This window comes from Streptomyces sp. NPDC001744, assembly GCF_042892575.1.
Lineage (GTDB): Bacteria > Actinomycetota > Actinomycetes > Streptomycetales > Streptomycetaceae > Streptomyces.
On sequence record NZ_JBIAUG010000010.1, the window covers coordinates 132054 to 145975 of the forward strand.

The window sequence follows — 13922 nt, forward strand, 5'->3', positions numbered from 1 at the left end:
CATTGCGGACTCCCTCGTACGGGGAAGGCGCCGGGGCTCGTCCGTCCACCCGCGGGCCGAAGAGGCTGCGCGGGGATGCCACCGGCACACCGGTGGTTTCCGTGCCGGTCCGTGGCGGACGACAGCGTCGCGGAAGGGGAGCGGGGCCCGGGAGCGGAAGGGCTCCCCGCCGCGGCGTGCGGTGAAGGGGAGCCCGGGACCGGTCGCCTGCCGGATCAGGCCTCGTCCTCGCCGTACTCGTCCCCCGCGCAGGATGCGGCGGGCCGGTGCCGGGTGTGTGAGGCGTGCCAGTGGTACGGGGACGCCGGGCCGTCCTCGCTCGCCCCGTACCCGTCCCGGTGCCACTCGTCCGTGCCGTTCTCCGCCGCTCCGGACGTGAACGCGCCCGCCCCGGCGCCCGGGGCCGTGGCCGCGTCGGCGAACGGGAAGCCTCCGGAGTCCGGGAAGCGCGGTGACCGGGGGCCCGTGGGGTCCCCGTCGTCCGAGGGGCCGCCCTCCGGCCTTTCGCCCCCGTCCTCGTCCGGTGCCGGGAGGAGGTTCCGCCTGATCTCCTCGGCGGCCTCGTCCAGCCCCTCCGCCTCCAGGCTCCGCACCACACGGTGCACGAACACCGTGTAGCCCTCCATGTCCGGCTTCAGCCCCACGGCCGTCAGGAGCAGCACCAACCGGTCCGAGACCCCCAGTTCCTCCTCACGGGTGAACGTCCCTTCCCTTTGGCCGTGCCCGTCCCACGGAGACCCTCCGACGGTCGCTTCCGTGCGCGTGTCCACGGGTGGGACGAGGAGGTGCCGGAAGAGCTCGGGTACTTCCTCGTCGTTGGCCGCCGCCGTGATCCGGGCGAGCGGACCGATCATGTCGACCGCCCTCTCGATCTCGTCCTCGTGGCGGGCCAGCCACCACACCACCGCGCTGCCCGTGCTCTTGAGCACGTCGTCACCGAGGTAACGCCGTTTGTTGCGCTCGTGCTGGCGTTCGTGCTCCCAGAGCTCCTCGTCCTTGCGGAGGTCGCTCAGCTTCCGCAGGCGTTCCCGGTCGGCGGGAGCGAGGGTCAGCGTCACGTCGGCCGCCAGCGCTTCCACCCGTCCGCTCCGGTCCCGGAGCGGGACGCCCAGCTCTCCTTCCAGGAGGTACCGCGCGAAGCTCGCCCGTCCGGGCTCCTCGCGGCAGACGACCTCCACGGCCCGGTTGACGATCGAGGACACGGCGAGAGCCGGAGAGGCCCCGTCGGACCGGTCGGCCTGGTCCGGGCACGGCCTCCACCACACGGTGGCGGAGAAGAGGAAGTCGTAGTCCCCCGCCGCGCTCGGCAGCGTCGCGTCGACCACCCGCGTCTCCTGGTAGGGCGGCTCCGCCGGCTCCGAGGGCGACTCGGGTTCCCCGGACGCGTACGGGTCGGTCGTCGCGCGGTCACCGCCGGAGAGGGCCATCGCGAGCAATAGGGAACCCGAGACCGCGACCATGGACATGAAGCCCCACAGCCACGCCGACCAGTGCAGGAGGTTTCCGAGCACGGCCGGTGCGGTGCCGCAGAGAGCGACGGCCAGCAGGCCGGGAAAGCGGTGTCTCATCGTGCCTCTTCCGTAGTCCGTGGTCCGGCGCCCGCACGCTCAGTGCTCTCCGTGCGGGCGTACTGCGCGTGGTCGATGTGCTGCCAGAAGCGGGTGGCGACGGCCGTCCGGTACGGATGGCGTGCGGACTCCTCCCAGGTGCGGGCGATGGTGTAGAGGCGGCGGAGAGCGGGCACGCGGCCGTGCGTCGCCCCGACCATCACCTCCAGCGCCATCTCCCGCGTACCGTCGGCCGCCACGGCGTTCAGCCAACTCCTCACCAAGGGGTTCCAGAGTTCCGTCGGCGGCTGCGAGAAGACCGCCGCCCAGCCCCGGAACAGGTCCGGCCACAGCGGTGGATCGGGTACCCGGTCGCTCGTCAACAGTTCGGTGAGCAGGCGGAGATGGGGCTCCGCTTCTCGTGACTCCCGTCCCGTCCGGTTCAGCAGGCGGACGACCAGCAGCCGGTAGAGCCGGGGGTCGCGGCCCACGAGGCCGAGGAGCTCCGTGCCGGCCTCGCGCGCCGCCCCACCGCCCCGTACGGCGAGATGATGGAGCCGCACCACCGCCTGGTCCGGGTGCGTCGCTCCGATGCTCTGGACGCAGGCGGCGGTCAGAACGCGGACAAGGCCCTCCGACAGGAAACCGGACGTCGCGCACTTGTACGTCCGTCTGCGGAACCATTCCCCGGACTCCTGGTGGTTGAGGCCGAGTTCGAGGGCCGCCAGCGCCCGCTGGTCGCAGGACGCCCCGGGCGCTTTGTCCGCCCAGCGGACCACCAGGTCGAAAAGATGGTCGGGCCGTCCGGCGGCCAGGGCCTGCTCGCCGAAGCGGACGACGACGTTCATCCGGTCGTCGGCGGTCAGACCGGGGAGTTCCACGCCCTCGCCGACCCAGTTCCTGAGGTCGTGGCGCAGCCCGGGGAAGTTCGTCCAGAAGTACGTTCGTACCGCGTCGGCGTGGGCCAGGTTCCCGAAGCGGAGCCGCCCGCCGGGGCTCCGGTCGATCCCGAGCGCCGCCAGCCGTTCCCCGAAGTCCGTCCGGGCGAGCTCGGTGGTCGCCTCCTCGGCATGTCCCACCGTCCTCATCAGGCCTTGCCACGCCTCGTAGACGGTGTCGGCGGTGGCCTCCTCGAACACCGCCGCAGCGAGCAGCAGGGCCCGTTCGGGCGCGGTGCGCACGTCGGTCATCTGCCGGCGCACGTCATCGGCGCGGTCGGTCACCGCATGCATCGCCTGGTCGAGCCACCCCGCGAAGTCGGCGCCGAACCGTCCGCTGTCGCGGGCGCTCCTCACCAGCATCGCGAGACGCGCCAGTTCCCGGACGGGAGCGCGGTCGAGCAGGGGGCGGAGGTCGGCGCTCCCCAGGTCCGCAGGGCGGAAGGGCATCCGGTCCATGCGGAGATGGCGGGTGACGACCGCGATGCCCCGGGGACGCTCCAGGGTCACCACGTGCGGTTCGAGGTCCGGGGGGTGGGCGTGCTCCATGCCCGACGGCAGGACGACGACCATGTGGGCCCCCGCCTCCTGGACCTGCGAACGGTGTGCGGCCAGGCGGCGCTGGGCCCCGGCGTACGTCCCCGCGTCGGTGATTCCGGAGAGGTCGAGCAGGAAGCGGTCCCCCTCACCGGGGGCGAGGGGTTCCTCCCCCCTCTCCGGTTCCGTGGCGGGAAGCTCCTCGAACCGGGCCTCCTCCTCGTCGGTGCCCCCGTCCTCACCGATTCCGTGCAGCAGCATGATCGCCGCGGCACGGCGGCCGGTGCCGGGCGATGCCTTCAGGAGCACCACCGATCCGGGCTTCTCCAGGTGGTCGGCGGCGATGCGGTAACCCCGTGGCGGAGCGAAGCGGTCGGCCAGCCGCAGCCGGTCCTCGCGGGTGATCCGCAGGGTTTCGGCCCCTCTGCGGATCATCCAGTCCGGGGCGACGCCGTAGTAGATGGTCTGGGGTCCCGCACCGTTGTTCACCGGGCCACGCGGATCGTTGACGGTGACGTGGTCCCGCTCGGTCATCGTCCGTCGTCCGCGCGCCGGCGCTCGCGCTCGAAGCGCTGGTGGACCGTGCCGCTGTTGTCGCCCGCGGTGAACTGGACCCCGGTGTTGTCACCCTCGAAGTGCGGGGCGTTGTACTGACTGCCCCGGCCGGTGTGCACGGGGCCCCGCGGCTCGTTGACGAAGGTGCCGGACAGCTCTCCGTTGAGATTTCCGATGCCACCACGCACGCGCTGTTCGACATCGCGTGTCCGCATCCTGGCGTGCCCGGCGTCCCGGGCCGGCTTCTCGCGGGTCTTCGCCTCTCCCCGCTCCCGTGCCGCGCGGGCGTCGCGGTCCTCCGCGCCCAGCTCGGGCAGCAGCCGGGCGAGGGCGTCGCCGAGCGCCGCCAGGTCCGCCGCGGCGTTGCGGTGGTCGAACCGCCTGTACTGGCAGTCCGCCAACTCCCGGAGGTCCTCCGGGAGGACGGCGGGGTCGATTCTCGTGGCCCTCCCGACGAGCACGGGGACCACCAGGTCTCCGCGGTCGAGGGCGGTACGGATCTCACGACGCGTCCAGTCCTGTTCGGCTTCGAGAGCGGGGCGGCCGTCGGCCCCCCGTACCTCCGCCCAGCGCGGGCCGATCACGGCGAGGAGCGCTTCGCACTCCTCCAGCGCCCTGGCCAGTTCCGCCGGGAAGCGGCGTCCGGCCTCGATCGAGTCGCTGGCGAAGAAGATCCGCTCGGGTCCGAACCGGCGGGAGAGCTCCCGCGCGATCATGGCCGCAGCGGTTTCCTCGTCACCCGTGCGGTAGTTGACGAAGACATCGGGCATGGAAATTCCCTTCGTGGGAGGAGGACGGGGGAGAGGTGCGGACGCGGCGGCCGCGGGCCGGGGCTCCTGGAAGCCCGGCCCGTCCGGGCCATGAGGTTCCGGCCGCGTGACGGCACGGCCCGGCGCGTCCATGGGAGGGCGTGCGGACGGAGGTGCGCCGCTCGGCACGTCACCGCGCGTGGGCGGCCCCGAAGAGGCCGGGGCGCGGTGCGACGTGTCGGGCGGGGAGGAGGGACCCCGGCGAAGGCCGTGGGGGCCGAGGAGACCGGGCGGTCCGGACGGCCCGGCGCGCCGGACGGCTCGGACCGGTGCCGGTCGCGGGGGACGGCGTCAGCCGTGCGCGGGGGCGAGTACCCGTGCCAGCGCCGGTTGCAGATCGCGTACGGCCCGGCTGGTCCGGAACCGGTGGAGCTCCCGCGCGAGACGCCGGACGTCGCTGTTCACCGTCGCCGAGGGCACCGCCGGCATCACTTCCAGGAACTCCCTCGCGATCGCGCACGCGTGCTCGACCTCCCCGGAGGCGGCGTGGGCCAGTGACCTGCGGAAGCCGTACCGGGCGCGGGTCCGCAGCGCGTGCGGCGGGAGGCGGCGGCACTCCCGGTCGAGGACCTCGGCGGCGGCCTTGGGGCGGCCGAGGTCGTACAGGCACCAGCCGGTCGTCATCGCCGCCGGATCGCTCACGTGGGTGGTGCCGATCACCGGCCCGGTGCCGCTGCGGGCGTCGTCGCCGTCGAGCAGCTCGCGTGCCCTGTCGAGACTGCGCAGGCAGTCGCGTTCGTCACCGACGAGCGCGTGGCCCTGTGCCTCCCGCTGGGCCGCGAGCCCCCGGATGCGCGGCGGGAGCTCCCCGCTCTGGGCACGACGGGCCAGGGCGACGGTGCTCGCGGAGTCCCCGCTGTAGAGCGTGACCAGGGCGCGCCGCACGAGCGCGTAGGAACCGAGGTGCGGATCGCCGCCGGCACGCGCCAGTTCGGCGGCCTCTCCGGTCCAGCCGAACGCCGCGTCGCCGTCTCCGGCCTCCTGGGCCATCCAGCCGGTGAACTCCGCGAACCGCGACGCGAGCAGGAGCACGGAGGCCCGGGTGGCGGGCGCAGCGTCGACGGCCAGCCCCGCGACCGTGCGGGTCTGCGTCTCCAGCAGGGGGAGTAGGACCCTCGGCGCGGTGGACTGGCCGAGCAGGCGCAGTTGATCGAACTGCGCGCGGAAAGAGGGAAGGAGGGGATCGGCGGTGGAGGACGCCCGATCACCGAGTTTCAGGCCGAGGTCGATCAGCGCCCCCGTGCCCGCGGAGAGGACCGCCCGGCGCCCGATGAGCCAGGGACCCGGAGCGGCGGGGGCCCCGGCGGTGTCCGGGCCGGCCTCGGGACGGACGGCCAGGCGCTGCAGATCGCCGTTCGCGCCGAGGAAGGCGTCGCACCGGCGGGCCAGTTCTGGGGACGCGGAGCGCTCCCCGCGCTCGACCTTGCTCAGGTGCCCCTTGTCGTAGTTGAGCGCCGCGGAGAACTCGGTGAGAGTAAGCCCCGCTTCCTGTCGTAAGCGGCGCAGTTCCGGGCCGAAACGTAAATCTGTGCTCATCGTCAACCTCCTCTTGGACGGCAGCCGTGAGAGCTGTGCACTCGCACGGGGGACTTTCGTTCGGTGTCCGTCGACCGGCATGGCGACGGACGGGGAACACGCGTGGTGACGGAGCCGTTTCTTTCTGCATCCGGGAGTGAGTTTGGCACGGGGCACGCCTCGGGAATCGGGGTTCGGCGGGGTTGCCCGTTGCCTCTTCTGTTCTCCGCCGTCCTCCGACCGCTCTCCATGGTGACCGGAGTGGACCGGGACGGGAGCAAAGTGATCGAAAACGACAAAGGGTGAAGGCGTGCCGGTCGAGTCGCGGCAGGAAGGGGAGCCGCCGTCCGGCGGTCCCCGCCGTCCCCCGCCCGGCCCCCTCCCGAAGGCGCCGGGGGCCGCACGTCATGCGGTACCGCCTGCGGGGAGGCCCCGCCCCCGGCGCCCCCGCGTCGTGGTTTCGGTCACCTTGGTCCCGGAGGGCCCCGCTCCGTGCGATCGGCCCCCGTCCCCCACGTATCCTCGACTGCCGGGGAAAACGGGGAGAGTGACAGCGGAGGTACGCAAGGTGGAGTTCCGGCTGCTCGGCTCCGTCGCGATGGTGACGGAGGACGGGGAGGTAGCCCTGGGACCCGCCAAGCGGTCCAGTCTCCTCGCCATGCTCCTCCTGCGGCCCAACAGTGCCGTGAACGTCGGTCAGTTGATCGACGCCCTGTGGGAGGAGGAGCCGCCCGTCCACGCCAAGACCGTCCTCCAGGGGCACGTCTCGCGGCTGCGGGCCCTGCTCGCCGAGCACGGGGCCGAGGCGTACGGGGTCGAGCTGGCCACCCAGGGTTCGGCGTACGTGCTGCGGATGCCGGAGTCGCTGGTGGACGTGCACCGGTTCGAGGAGCTGGTGGGGCTCGCCGGGGTGCAGCGGCAGCCCGCCGACGCGGTGCGGATGCTGCGGGAGGCGCTGTCGTACTGGCAGGGCCCGGCGCTCACCGGCACCGTCCACAGCCGCACCCTGGAAGCGGCCGCCAGTGGGCTGGAGGAGCTGCGGCTCGCCTCCGTGGAGGCGCTGGCGCAGGCGTACGGGCAGCTCGGCGAGCACGCCAGGGCCGCCGCGGTGCTCCGTACCGAGGCCGTCGCCCACCCCCTGCGCGAGTCCCTGGCGGCCGCCCTGATGCTGGCCCTCGGCCGTTCCGGGCGCCAGTCGGACGCCATCGACTGGTACCACAGGACCCGCCGGCTGCTCGCCGAGGAGCTGGGCGTCGATCCCGGTGAGGCGCTCTGCGCGGCGTACGCCACCCTGCTCCGCTCCGCCGAGCCCGCCACCGCGCCGCGTCCCGTCGCGGCCGTCCGGGTCCCGGCGCCGGAGGGCCTGCCGCGGGCGCCGCGCGGCTTCACCGGACGCGGCGCCGAGCTGGCCGCCCTCGACCGGGCGGTGCGCGGCGGGGACGGGCCGGTCTGCCTCGTCACCGGTCCCGCCGGCGTCGGCAAGACCTCCTTCGCGGTCCACTGGGCGTACGAGCGGCGCGCGGACTTCCCGGACGGGCGGCTCTTCGCCGACCTGAAGGGGTTCAGCGAGACCCCCGCGCCCGAGACCGCCGCCGTCCTGCGCGACTTCCTGCTCGCGCTCGGCGTCCCGCCGCAGCGGATGCCGGAGGGCGTCGAGGCGCGCGGCGCGCTGTTCCGCTCCCTGACCGCCGAGCGCAGGCTGCTCGTCGTCCTCGACAACGCGCGCTCCTCCGAGCAGGTCCGGCCGCTGCTGCCCGGCGGCGACCACTGCGCGACGCTCGTCACCAGCCGCGACCGGCTCGGCGGCCTCATCGCCTCCGACGCCGCCCGCCCGATGCCGCTCGGCCACCTGCCGGAGGCCGACGGCGCCGCCCTGCTGGCCACCGTCCTCGGCGCGGACCGGATCGCCGCCGAGCCCGCCGCCGCCGCGCGGCTCGCCGGGCTCTGCGACGGGCTGCCGCTCGCGCTGCGGGTGACGGCGGCCCGGCTCGCCGAGCGGCCGGCCTGGACCCTCGGCGCGATGGTCGGCGAACTCGCCGACGAGCAGAGCAGGTTGAGCCTGCTCGACGTGGAGGACCGGGGTGTCTCCGCCGCGCTGCGCCTCACCGTGCAGCAACTGCCCGACTCCGCCGCCCGCATGTTCCGCGCGATCGGCCTGCACACCGGGGCCGACCTGGACCGGTTCGCGGCGGGCGCGCTCGCCGGGACCTCGCCGGTCCAGGCGTCCGCCGACCTGGACCGGCTCGCGGCCGCGCACCTGCTCACCGAGTCCGTTCCCGGCCGCTGGACCCCGCACGACCTGGTGCGCCTCTACGCCCGCCACCTCGCCCCGCAGGCCGACCCCGAGGGGCTGATCCGCCTCCTCGACCACTACCTCTACACGGGCCTGGCGGCCGACGCCGCCGCGGAGCCGGGCTCCCAGCCCTGCTACGCGCTGCCCGCCGACGCCCGGCGGCCCGCCGGGGTCCGGGAGTTCGAGGACCGTACGGCGGCCCTGGAGTGGTACGCGGCGGAGCGCGCCGCGCTGGAGGGCGCGGTCACCACCGCGGCGGCCCTCGGTCTGCACGACCGGGCCTGGCGGCTCGCCCTGGTGCAGTGGCCGCTGATGCTCTCGCGCATCGGGGACGGCTGGACGCCGGTCCTGGAGGCCGGGCTCGCCTCCGCCGAGCAGGTGGGCGACGTCGACGCGCAGTCCCGGGCCCGGGCGCTGCTCGGCTGGGTGCTGCACGCGGAGGGCCGGAACGCCGAGGCGCTCGTCCACCTGGAGAAGGCCCCCGGCCTGGCCGCCCGGGCGGGCGACGCGATCAGCGAGGCGATCGCCTACGTCAACCACGCCGCCGTCCTGGACGCGACCGGCGAGCACGAGCGGGCCGGGCTGCTCATGCTGCACGCGGTCTCCCTCGCCGACCGCACCGGCCACCCCTCCACCCAGGTGCTGACCCTCCAGCACCTGGCGGCCCACTGCCTGAAGGCGGAGGAGTACGAGGCGGCGCTCGCCCACGCCCTCCGCGCGGAGGAGCTCGCCGCACCCGACGCGGTCGTCGTACGGGCCAACCTCCAGATCGTCCGGGGCGAGGCACTGGCCGGGATCGGGCGCCTCGAAGAGGCCGCCGACCAGCTGGAACGCGCCATCGTGGCGTCCGACGCGGCCGGTTTCACCGAGGGCTCGGCACGGGCGGCCGCCCGTCTCTCGCGCCTGTCAGCGGATCGTTAGCGGCGCGTAAGCGGGACGGCAGTACGAGGCGGAAAGCTGGATGCAGCACCGAACGACGAACCGGTGCGAAGGCACCGGAAGGGTGCCCCGGCGCGCGAGTACCGAGCGCCCGCCGTCCGACCGCGTTTACGGGGGAGAACCACTATGCGCAACCACCGCAAGAACACCGTCCTGGCCGCCGCCGCCATCGCCGCCCTCTCGCTGGGCCTGACCGCCTGCGGGGGCTCCGACACCGGGGCCAAGGACGCGGGCAGCGCCAACGCCGCCGCCCAGCCGTCGGCCGCGGCCGCCGGGACCGCCGCCGGCCAGACCACCGCCACGGGCGGTTCCGCCGCCACCCCGGACGCCGGTTCCGCCGGCGGCTCGGCCGGTGGCTCCTCGGCCGGTGGCTCCTCGGCCGGTGGCTCCTCGACCGGTGGCTCCTCGACCGGCGGCTCCACGGGCGGGGGCAAGACCACCACCGCCTCGACCGGTTCCACCGGCGGCGGCACGTCCTCCACCAAGGCCCCGGCCTGCGCCCGCGGCGACATCAGGATCACGGCGGCGAAGGCGGACGAGGTCCCGACCGAGCACATCGTCCTCACGGCCACCAACACCTCCGGCCGCACCTGCACCCTCCTGAAGTACCCGCTGCTCGCCTTCGGCCCGATCCAGACGGCCAAGGACATCCCGGCCGTCGCGAAGAGCAAGCCGGCCGCCCCGGTCGTCCTGAAGGCCGGCCAGCCCGCGTACGCCAACGTGCGCGTCGCCCTCGGCGGTGTCCACGAGGACAACAAGGTCGTGACGGAGTTCAACGTGAACCTCTTCGCCACCGACGGTCCGGCCGAGGGCAGCATCGTCGTCAAGGCCCCGGCCGGCGGCCTCGCGGTCGACGAGGCCGCCGCGAAGACGGGCTACTGGACGCACGAGCTGCGCAACGGCGCCGACGAGTTCTGACCGGTACGGGGCGGGGGCCCGGAGCACGGGCCCCGCGTCTTCGCCCCGTCCTGTCCCCTTCCGTCCCTTCCCGTCCCCTCCTGTCCTGTCCCGTCCCGCACGGCGGCACCACGGTGGGGCGGGGCAGGCCCGTCGCCGCCCGCCCCCTCCCGACCACCCCGAAGAGACCGCGCCGCGCCAGGACCCCCTGGGCGGCGCGGACCTGTTCCCCGGTGCCGCCGGGGGCGCGTCGCCCGCCCCGGTGGCGTACGGCGCGCGGCGGCGAGGGCAACTCCCCTCTCGTGTCGGCACGATGAATTCCTTCGTGGCGCGAGGGGCGGGAGGGCGGCCGGCGCACCCGCGCGGCCGGGACCCCCGGAGGCCCCGGCGCTTCGGACCGTCCCAGGTGAGCGCGGTCGCGGGCGGGTCGGCCCGGCGGCGAAGGGGGCGCGCGGGTGGAGCCGGGGCCGGGGCGACGGCCGTGTGGCGCGCGTGTTGCGGGAAGTCGGGCACCCTTGTGCGATTCCTGTGGATCAGCCAATCTTTCGCTCGACGGCCGGACGTTCGAAACGGCGTGTACGCCTCACGCTGTCTTGTCATGTCCATGTCGCAACCGCCGTGACGGCACGCTCCCGCGGCGACGCACCCCCCACGGAAACCCGCCCCCCACAACCCCCCACACCCCCCACACAGGCACCCCCCACGACAACCCCCCACAGAAGCGCGCCGCCACGGAAGCGCGCCCCGATGAGGAGGACCCCTCGCATGTCAGTGATGCGTGACTCGCGTCGCAGAATCGCCACCGCCTCGGCCATCGCCGTCGCCGCCCTCGCCCTCGGCTCCCTCTCCGCCCTGCCCGCCACCGCCGCCCCGGCCGCCCCGGAAGGCGTCATCGAGAACGCCGGGGCCGAGGGCACCGTCCCCGGCAGCTACATCGTCACCCTCGACGAGTCGGCACCGGCCGAGACGGCCGCGGGCCGCGCGGTCGCCGCCAGGTTCGGCGCGAAGATCAAGCGGACGTACACCTCGGCGGTCAACGGCTACTCCGTGCAGCTCTCCGAGGCGCAGGCGAGGAAGCTCGCGGCCGACCCGGCCGTGAAGTCCGTCGTCCAGAACCGGGTCTTCACGATCGACGCCACGCAACCCTCCCCGCCGTCCTGGGGCCTCGACCGGATCGACCAGAAGGCCCTTCCGCTCAACCAGAACTACACCTACCCGGACGCCGGGGGGCAGGGCGTCACCGCGTACGTCATCGACACCGGCGTGCGCATCAGCCACGGCGACTTCGGCGGGCGCGCCGCCAACGGCTACGACGCCATCGACAACGACAACGTCGCCCAGGACGGCCACGGCCACGGCACCCACGTCGCGGGCACCGTCGCGGGCAGCTCCTACGGCGTCGCCAAGAAGGCGAAGGTCGTCGGCGTCCGCGTCCTCGACAACTCCGGTTCCGGCACGACCGAGCAGGTCGTCGCGGGCATCGACTGGGTGACGAAGAACGCCGTGAAGCCGGCCGTCGCCAACATGAGCCTCGGCGGCGGCGTGGACAGCGTCCTCGACGAGGCCGTCCGCACCTCCATCGCCTCCGGGATCACCTACGCGGTCGCGGCGGGCAACGACGGCGCCAACGCCTCCAACTACTCGCCGGCGCGGGTCGCGGAGGCCATTACGGTCGGCGCCACCACGAGCTCCGACGCCCGGGCGAGCTACTCCAACTACGGTTCGATACTGGACCTCTTCGCCCCGGGCTCCTCCATCACCTCGGCCTGGAACTCCGGCGACTCCGCCACCAACACCATCTCCGGCACGTCCATGGCGTCCCCCCACGTCGCCGGTGCCGCCGCGCTGTACCTCGCCGCCAACCCGACGGCGACCCCGGCCCAGGTCTCGGCGGCCCTGGCGGCCGCGGCCACCCCGAACGTCGTGACCAACCCGGGCTCCGGCTCCCCGAACAAGCTCCTGTACGTCGGTGACGGCGGCACCACCCCGCCGCCCACCGGCAAGAACTTCGAGAACACCACGGACTACGCCGTCCCCGACCGGGCGACCGTCGAGTCCCCGATCACCGTCACCGGCGTCACCGGCAACGCCCCCGCCGCCCTCAAGGTGCCGGTGAACATCGTCCACACCTACATCGGTGACCTCCAGGTCCAGCTCGTCGCCCCCGACGGTTCGGCGTACACGCTGAAGGCGTTCGGCACCGGCGGCAGCGCGGACAACATCAACACCACGTACACCGTGGACGCCTCCTCGGAGGTCGCCAACGGCACGTGGAAGCTGCGGGTCACGGACAACGCGACCTACGACACCGGAAGGATCGACTCCTGGGGACTGCAGTTCTGACCCGGACCGATCCCGCTCCGCGCCGGACGCGCGGGGCATGAGTCCCGAGGGGGCGGCCGCCGGCGGGCGGCCGCCCCCTTCGCGTCGCGCGTCCGGCCCGGCGGCGGGCCGTCGGACCGGGGCGACCGCCCAGCTTCATCACTTCGAGTGAAACTCTGGCCCATGCTTGCGGTTCGCGACCCTCGGTTGTCAGTCTGTAGCTGACAGTCAACCTGAGGGGAGTGTCCAGTGACGTTCGGTGAGCAGCCCGCCTACCTGCGCGTGGCGAGCGATCTGAGGGAGAAGATCGCCAACGGCTCGCTTCCGCCTCATACCCGCCTCCCCTCGCAGGCACGCATCCGCGAGGAGTACGGGGTGTCGGACACCGTCGCACTGGAAGCCCGCAAGGTACTGATGGCCGAGGGGCTCGTGGAGGGCCGCTCGGGCTCGGGGACGTACGTGCGGGAGCGCCCGGTGCCGCGCCGGATCGCCCGCTCCGGCTACCGTCCCGCCACCGGCGCCAGCCCCTTCCGCCAGGAGCAGGCGGCCGAAGGGGCCCGGGGCACCTGGGAGTCGAACAGCGAGCAGGAGCCCGCGAGCGCCGAGGTGGCCGAGCGGCTCGGCATCGAGCGGGGGGAGCGGGTGATGCGCACGCGGTACGTGTACCGGGACGGCGGCGAGCCCATGATGGTCTCCACCTCGTGGGAGCCCCTGGCCGTCACCGGCCGGACCCCGGTCATGCTGCCGGAGGAGGGCCCCCTGGGCGGCTGCGGCGTCGTCGAGCGGATGGCCGCCATCGACGTCGTCGTGGACAACGTGGTGGAGGAGGTCGGCGCCCGGCCGGGCCTCGCGGAGGAACTCCTGGCGCTCGGCGGGGTCCCGGGCCACGTGGTGATGGTCGTGGAGCGGACCTACTACGCGTCGGGGCGCGCCGTCGAGACGGCGGACGTCGTGGTCCCGGCCGACCGCTACCGGATCGCGTACCACTTGCCGGTGAAGTGAAGTGAAGTGAAGTGAAGTGAAGTGACGCGACGCGACGCGACGTGAAGGGGGCGGTGGAGCGGTGAGAGGGGCCGGCTTCCCCCGCCCGAGCGGGCGCCGGACCGCCACGCCCCGCTCCTTCCGCCCGCGCAGGCCCGCGACGCCCCGTTCCCTCCGCCCGCGCCGGACGGTCGCGCCCCCTTCCTTCCGCCCCCGCCCGCCGTCCCGGAGCCGGTCCGTGGCACGGCTTCGGCCTCCCTCCGTCAGTAACCGGCCGATCCGTGCCTCTTCGTGAAAACTCATATCCGCTGTGTGAAGGTCAGGCGTAAGCTTCGGCATATGCGGATCGCGGTTTCCCGGAGATCCTCGGCGACGCCCGGAGCGGCGGAGGGAGAAGCCTGATGACCGACAGCGGCCCTGTCCTCCCCTGGCACGTCATACGGCAGGACGAGAACGGCAACCGTTACCGGGTGGGGCGGTACGCGACCCGGGACGAGGCGCAGAAGGTCGCGGACAGCCTCGACGACCGCGGCCACCAGCGGCTCTACTGCATCGAGCGCGTCGGCAGCCCCGCCCTCTGAGCGCGGCG

General features: G+C 73.9%; 9 protein-coding genes. 5 read left to right on the forward strand and 4 right to left on the reverse strand.

Translation table 11 applies throughout. The features are described from left to right. Window positions 1-215: 215 nt before the first annotated feature. From ACFYZY_RS14675 to ACFYZY_RS14690, 4 genes are all read right to left on the reverse strand, one after another. On the reverse strand, window positions 216-1568 hold the full coding sequence (locus tag ACFYZY_RS14675; protein ID WP_388693450.1) for a hypothetical protein: 1353 nt from the start codon (window positions 1566-1568) through the stop codon (window positions 216-218). After that, entirely contained in the window at window positions 1565-3556 is a 1992-nt protein-coding gene (locus ACFYZY_RS14680; protein WP_388693452.1) for a hypothetical protein, read from the reverse strand. Before ACFYZY_RS14680 ends, ACFYZY_RS14675 begins: the two co-directional genes overlap by 4 nt. Then, entirely contained in the window at window positions 3553-4347 is a 795-nt protein-coding gene (locus ACFYZY_RS14685; RefSeq protein ID WP_388693454.1) for a toll/interleukin-1 receptor domain-containing protein, read from the reverse strand. The genes ACFYZY_RS14680 and ACFYZY_RS14685 overlap by 4 nt, the downstream gene beginning before the upstream one ends. 330 nt (window positions 4348-4677) lie before the next feature. Continuing rightward, window positions 4678-5922: a helix-turn-helix domain-containing protein gene (locus ACFYZY_RS14690; protein ID WP_388693456.1), complete on the reverse strand. Its 1245-nt coding sequence runs from the start codon at window positions 5920-5922 to the stop codon at window positions 4678-4680. 547 nt (window positions 5923-6469) lie between these two features. On the opposite strand from ACFYZY_RS14690, the gene ACFYZY_RS14695 reads away from it, so the two are divergent. From ACFYZY_RS14695 to ACFYZY_RS14715, 5 genes are all read left to right on the forward strand, one after another. After that, window positions 6470-9115 carry a BTAD domain-containing putative transcriptional regulator gene (locus ACFYZY_RS14695; RefSeq protein ID WP_388693607.1) on the forward strand — a complete coding sequence of 882 codons (2646 nt, stop codon included), beginning with the start codon at window positions 6470-6472 and terminating at the stop codon, window positions 9113-9115. Window positions 9116-9259: 144 nt separating this feature from the next. Further along, window positions 9260-10051: a DUF4232 domain-containing protein gene (locus ACFYZY_RS14700; RefSeq protein ID WP_388693458.1), complete on the forward strand. Its 792-nt coding sequence runs from the start codon at window positions 9260-9262 to the stop codon at window positions 10049-10051. 744 nt (window positions 10052-10795) lie between these two features. After that, entirely contained in the window at window positions 10796-12373 is a 1578-nt protein-coding gene (locus tag ACFYZY_RS14705) for a S8 family serine peptidase (protein WP_388693460.1), read from the forward strand. 228 nt (window positions 12374-12601) lie between these two features. Beyond that, window positions 12602-13354 carry a GntR family transcriptional regulator gene (locus ACFYZY_RS14710; RefSeq protein WP_388693462.1) on the forward strand — a complete coding sequence of 251 codons (753 nt, stop codon included), beginning with the start codon at window positions 12602-12604 and terminating at the stop codon, window positions 13352-13354. Window positions 13355-13734: 380 nt separating this feature from the next. Continuing rightward, window positions 13735-13914 (forward strand): SPOR domain-containing protein, encoded by a 180-nt coding sequence (locus ACFYZY_RS14715; protein WP_388693464.1) that lies wholly within the window; start codon window positions 13735-13737, stop codon window positions 13912-13914. Window positions 13915-13922 lie beyond the last annotated feature (8 nt).

Bases quoted from the DNA above. Each gene is read 5' to 3' on its own strand.
- ACFYZY_RS14680 (WP_388693452.1), bottom strand. From the start codon at position 3,556: ATGACCGAGCGGGACCACGTCACCGTCAACGATCCGCGTGGCCCGGTG.
- ACFYZY_RS14690 (WP_388693456.1), bottom strand. From the start codon at position 5,922: ATGAGCACAGATTTACGTTTCGGCCCGGAACTGCGCCGCTTACGACAG.
- ACFYZY_RS14715 (WP_388693464.1), top strand. From the start codon at position 13,735: ATGACCGACAGCGGCCCTGTCCTCCCCTGGCACGTCATACGGCAGGAC.
- ACFYZY_RS14685 (WP_388693454.1), bottom strand. From the start codon at position 4,347: ATGCCCGATGTCTTCGTCAACTACCGCACGGGTGACGAGGAAACCGCT.
- ACFYZY_RS14675 (WP_388693450.1), bottom strand. From the start codon at position 1,568: ATGAGACACCGCTTTCCCGGCCTGCTGGCCGTCGCTCTCTGCGGCACC.
- ACFYZY_RS14705 (WP_388693460.1), top strand. From the start codon at position 10,796: ATGTCAGTGATGCGTGACTCGCGTCGCAGAATCGCCACCGCCTCGGCC.
- ACFYZY_RS14700 (WP_388693458.1), top strand. From the start codon at position 9,260: ATGCGCAACCACCGCAAGAACACCGTCCTGGCCGCCGCCGCCATCGCC.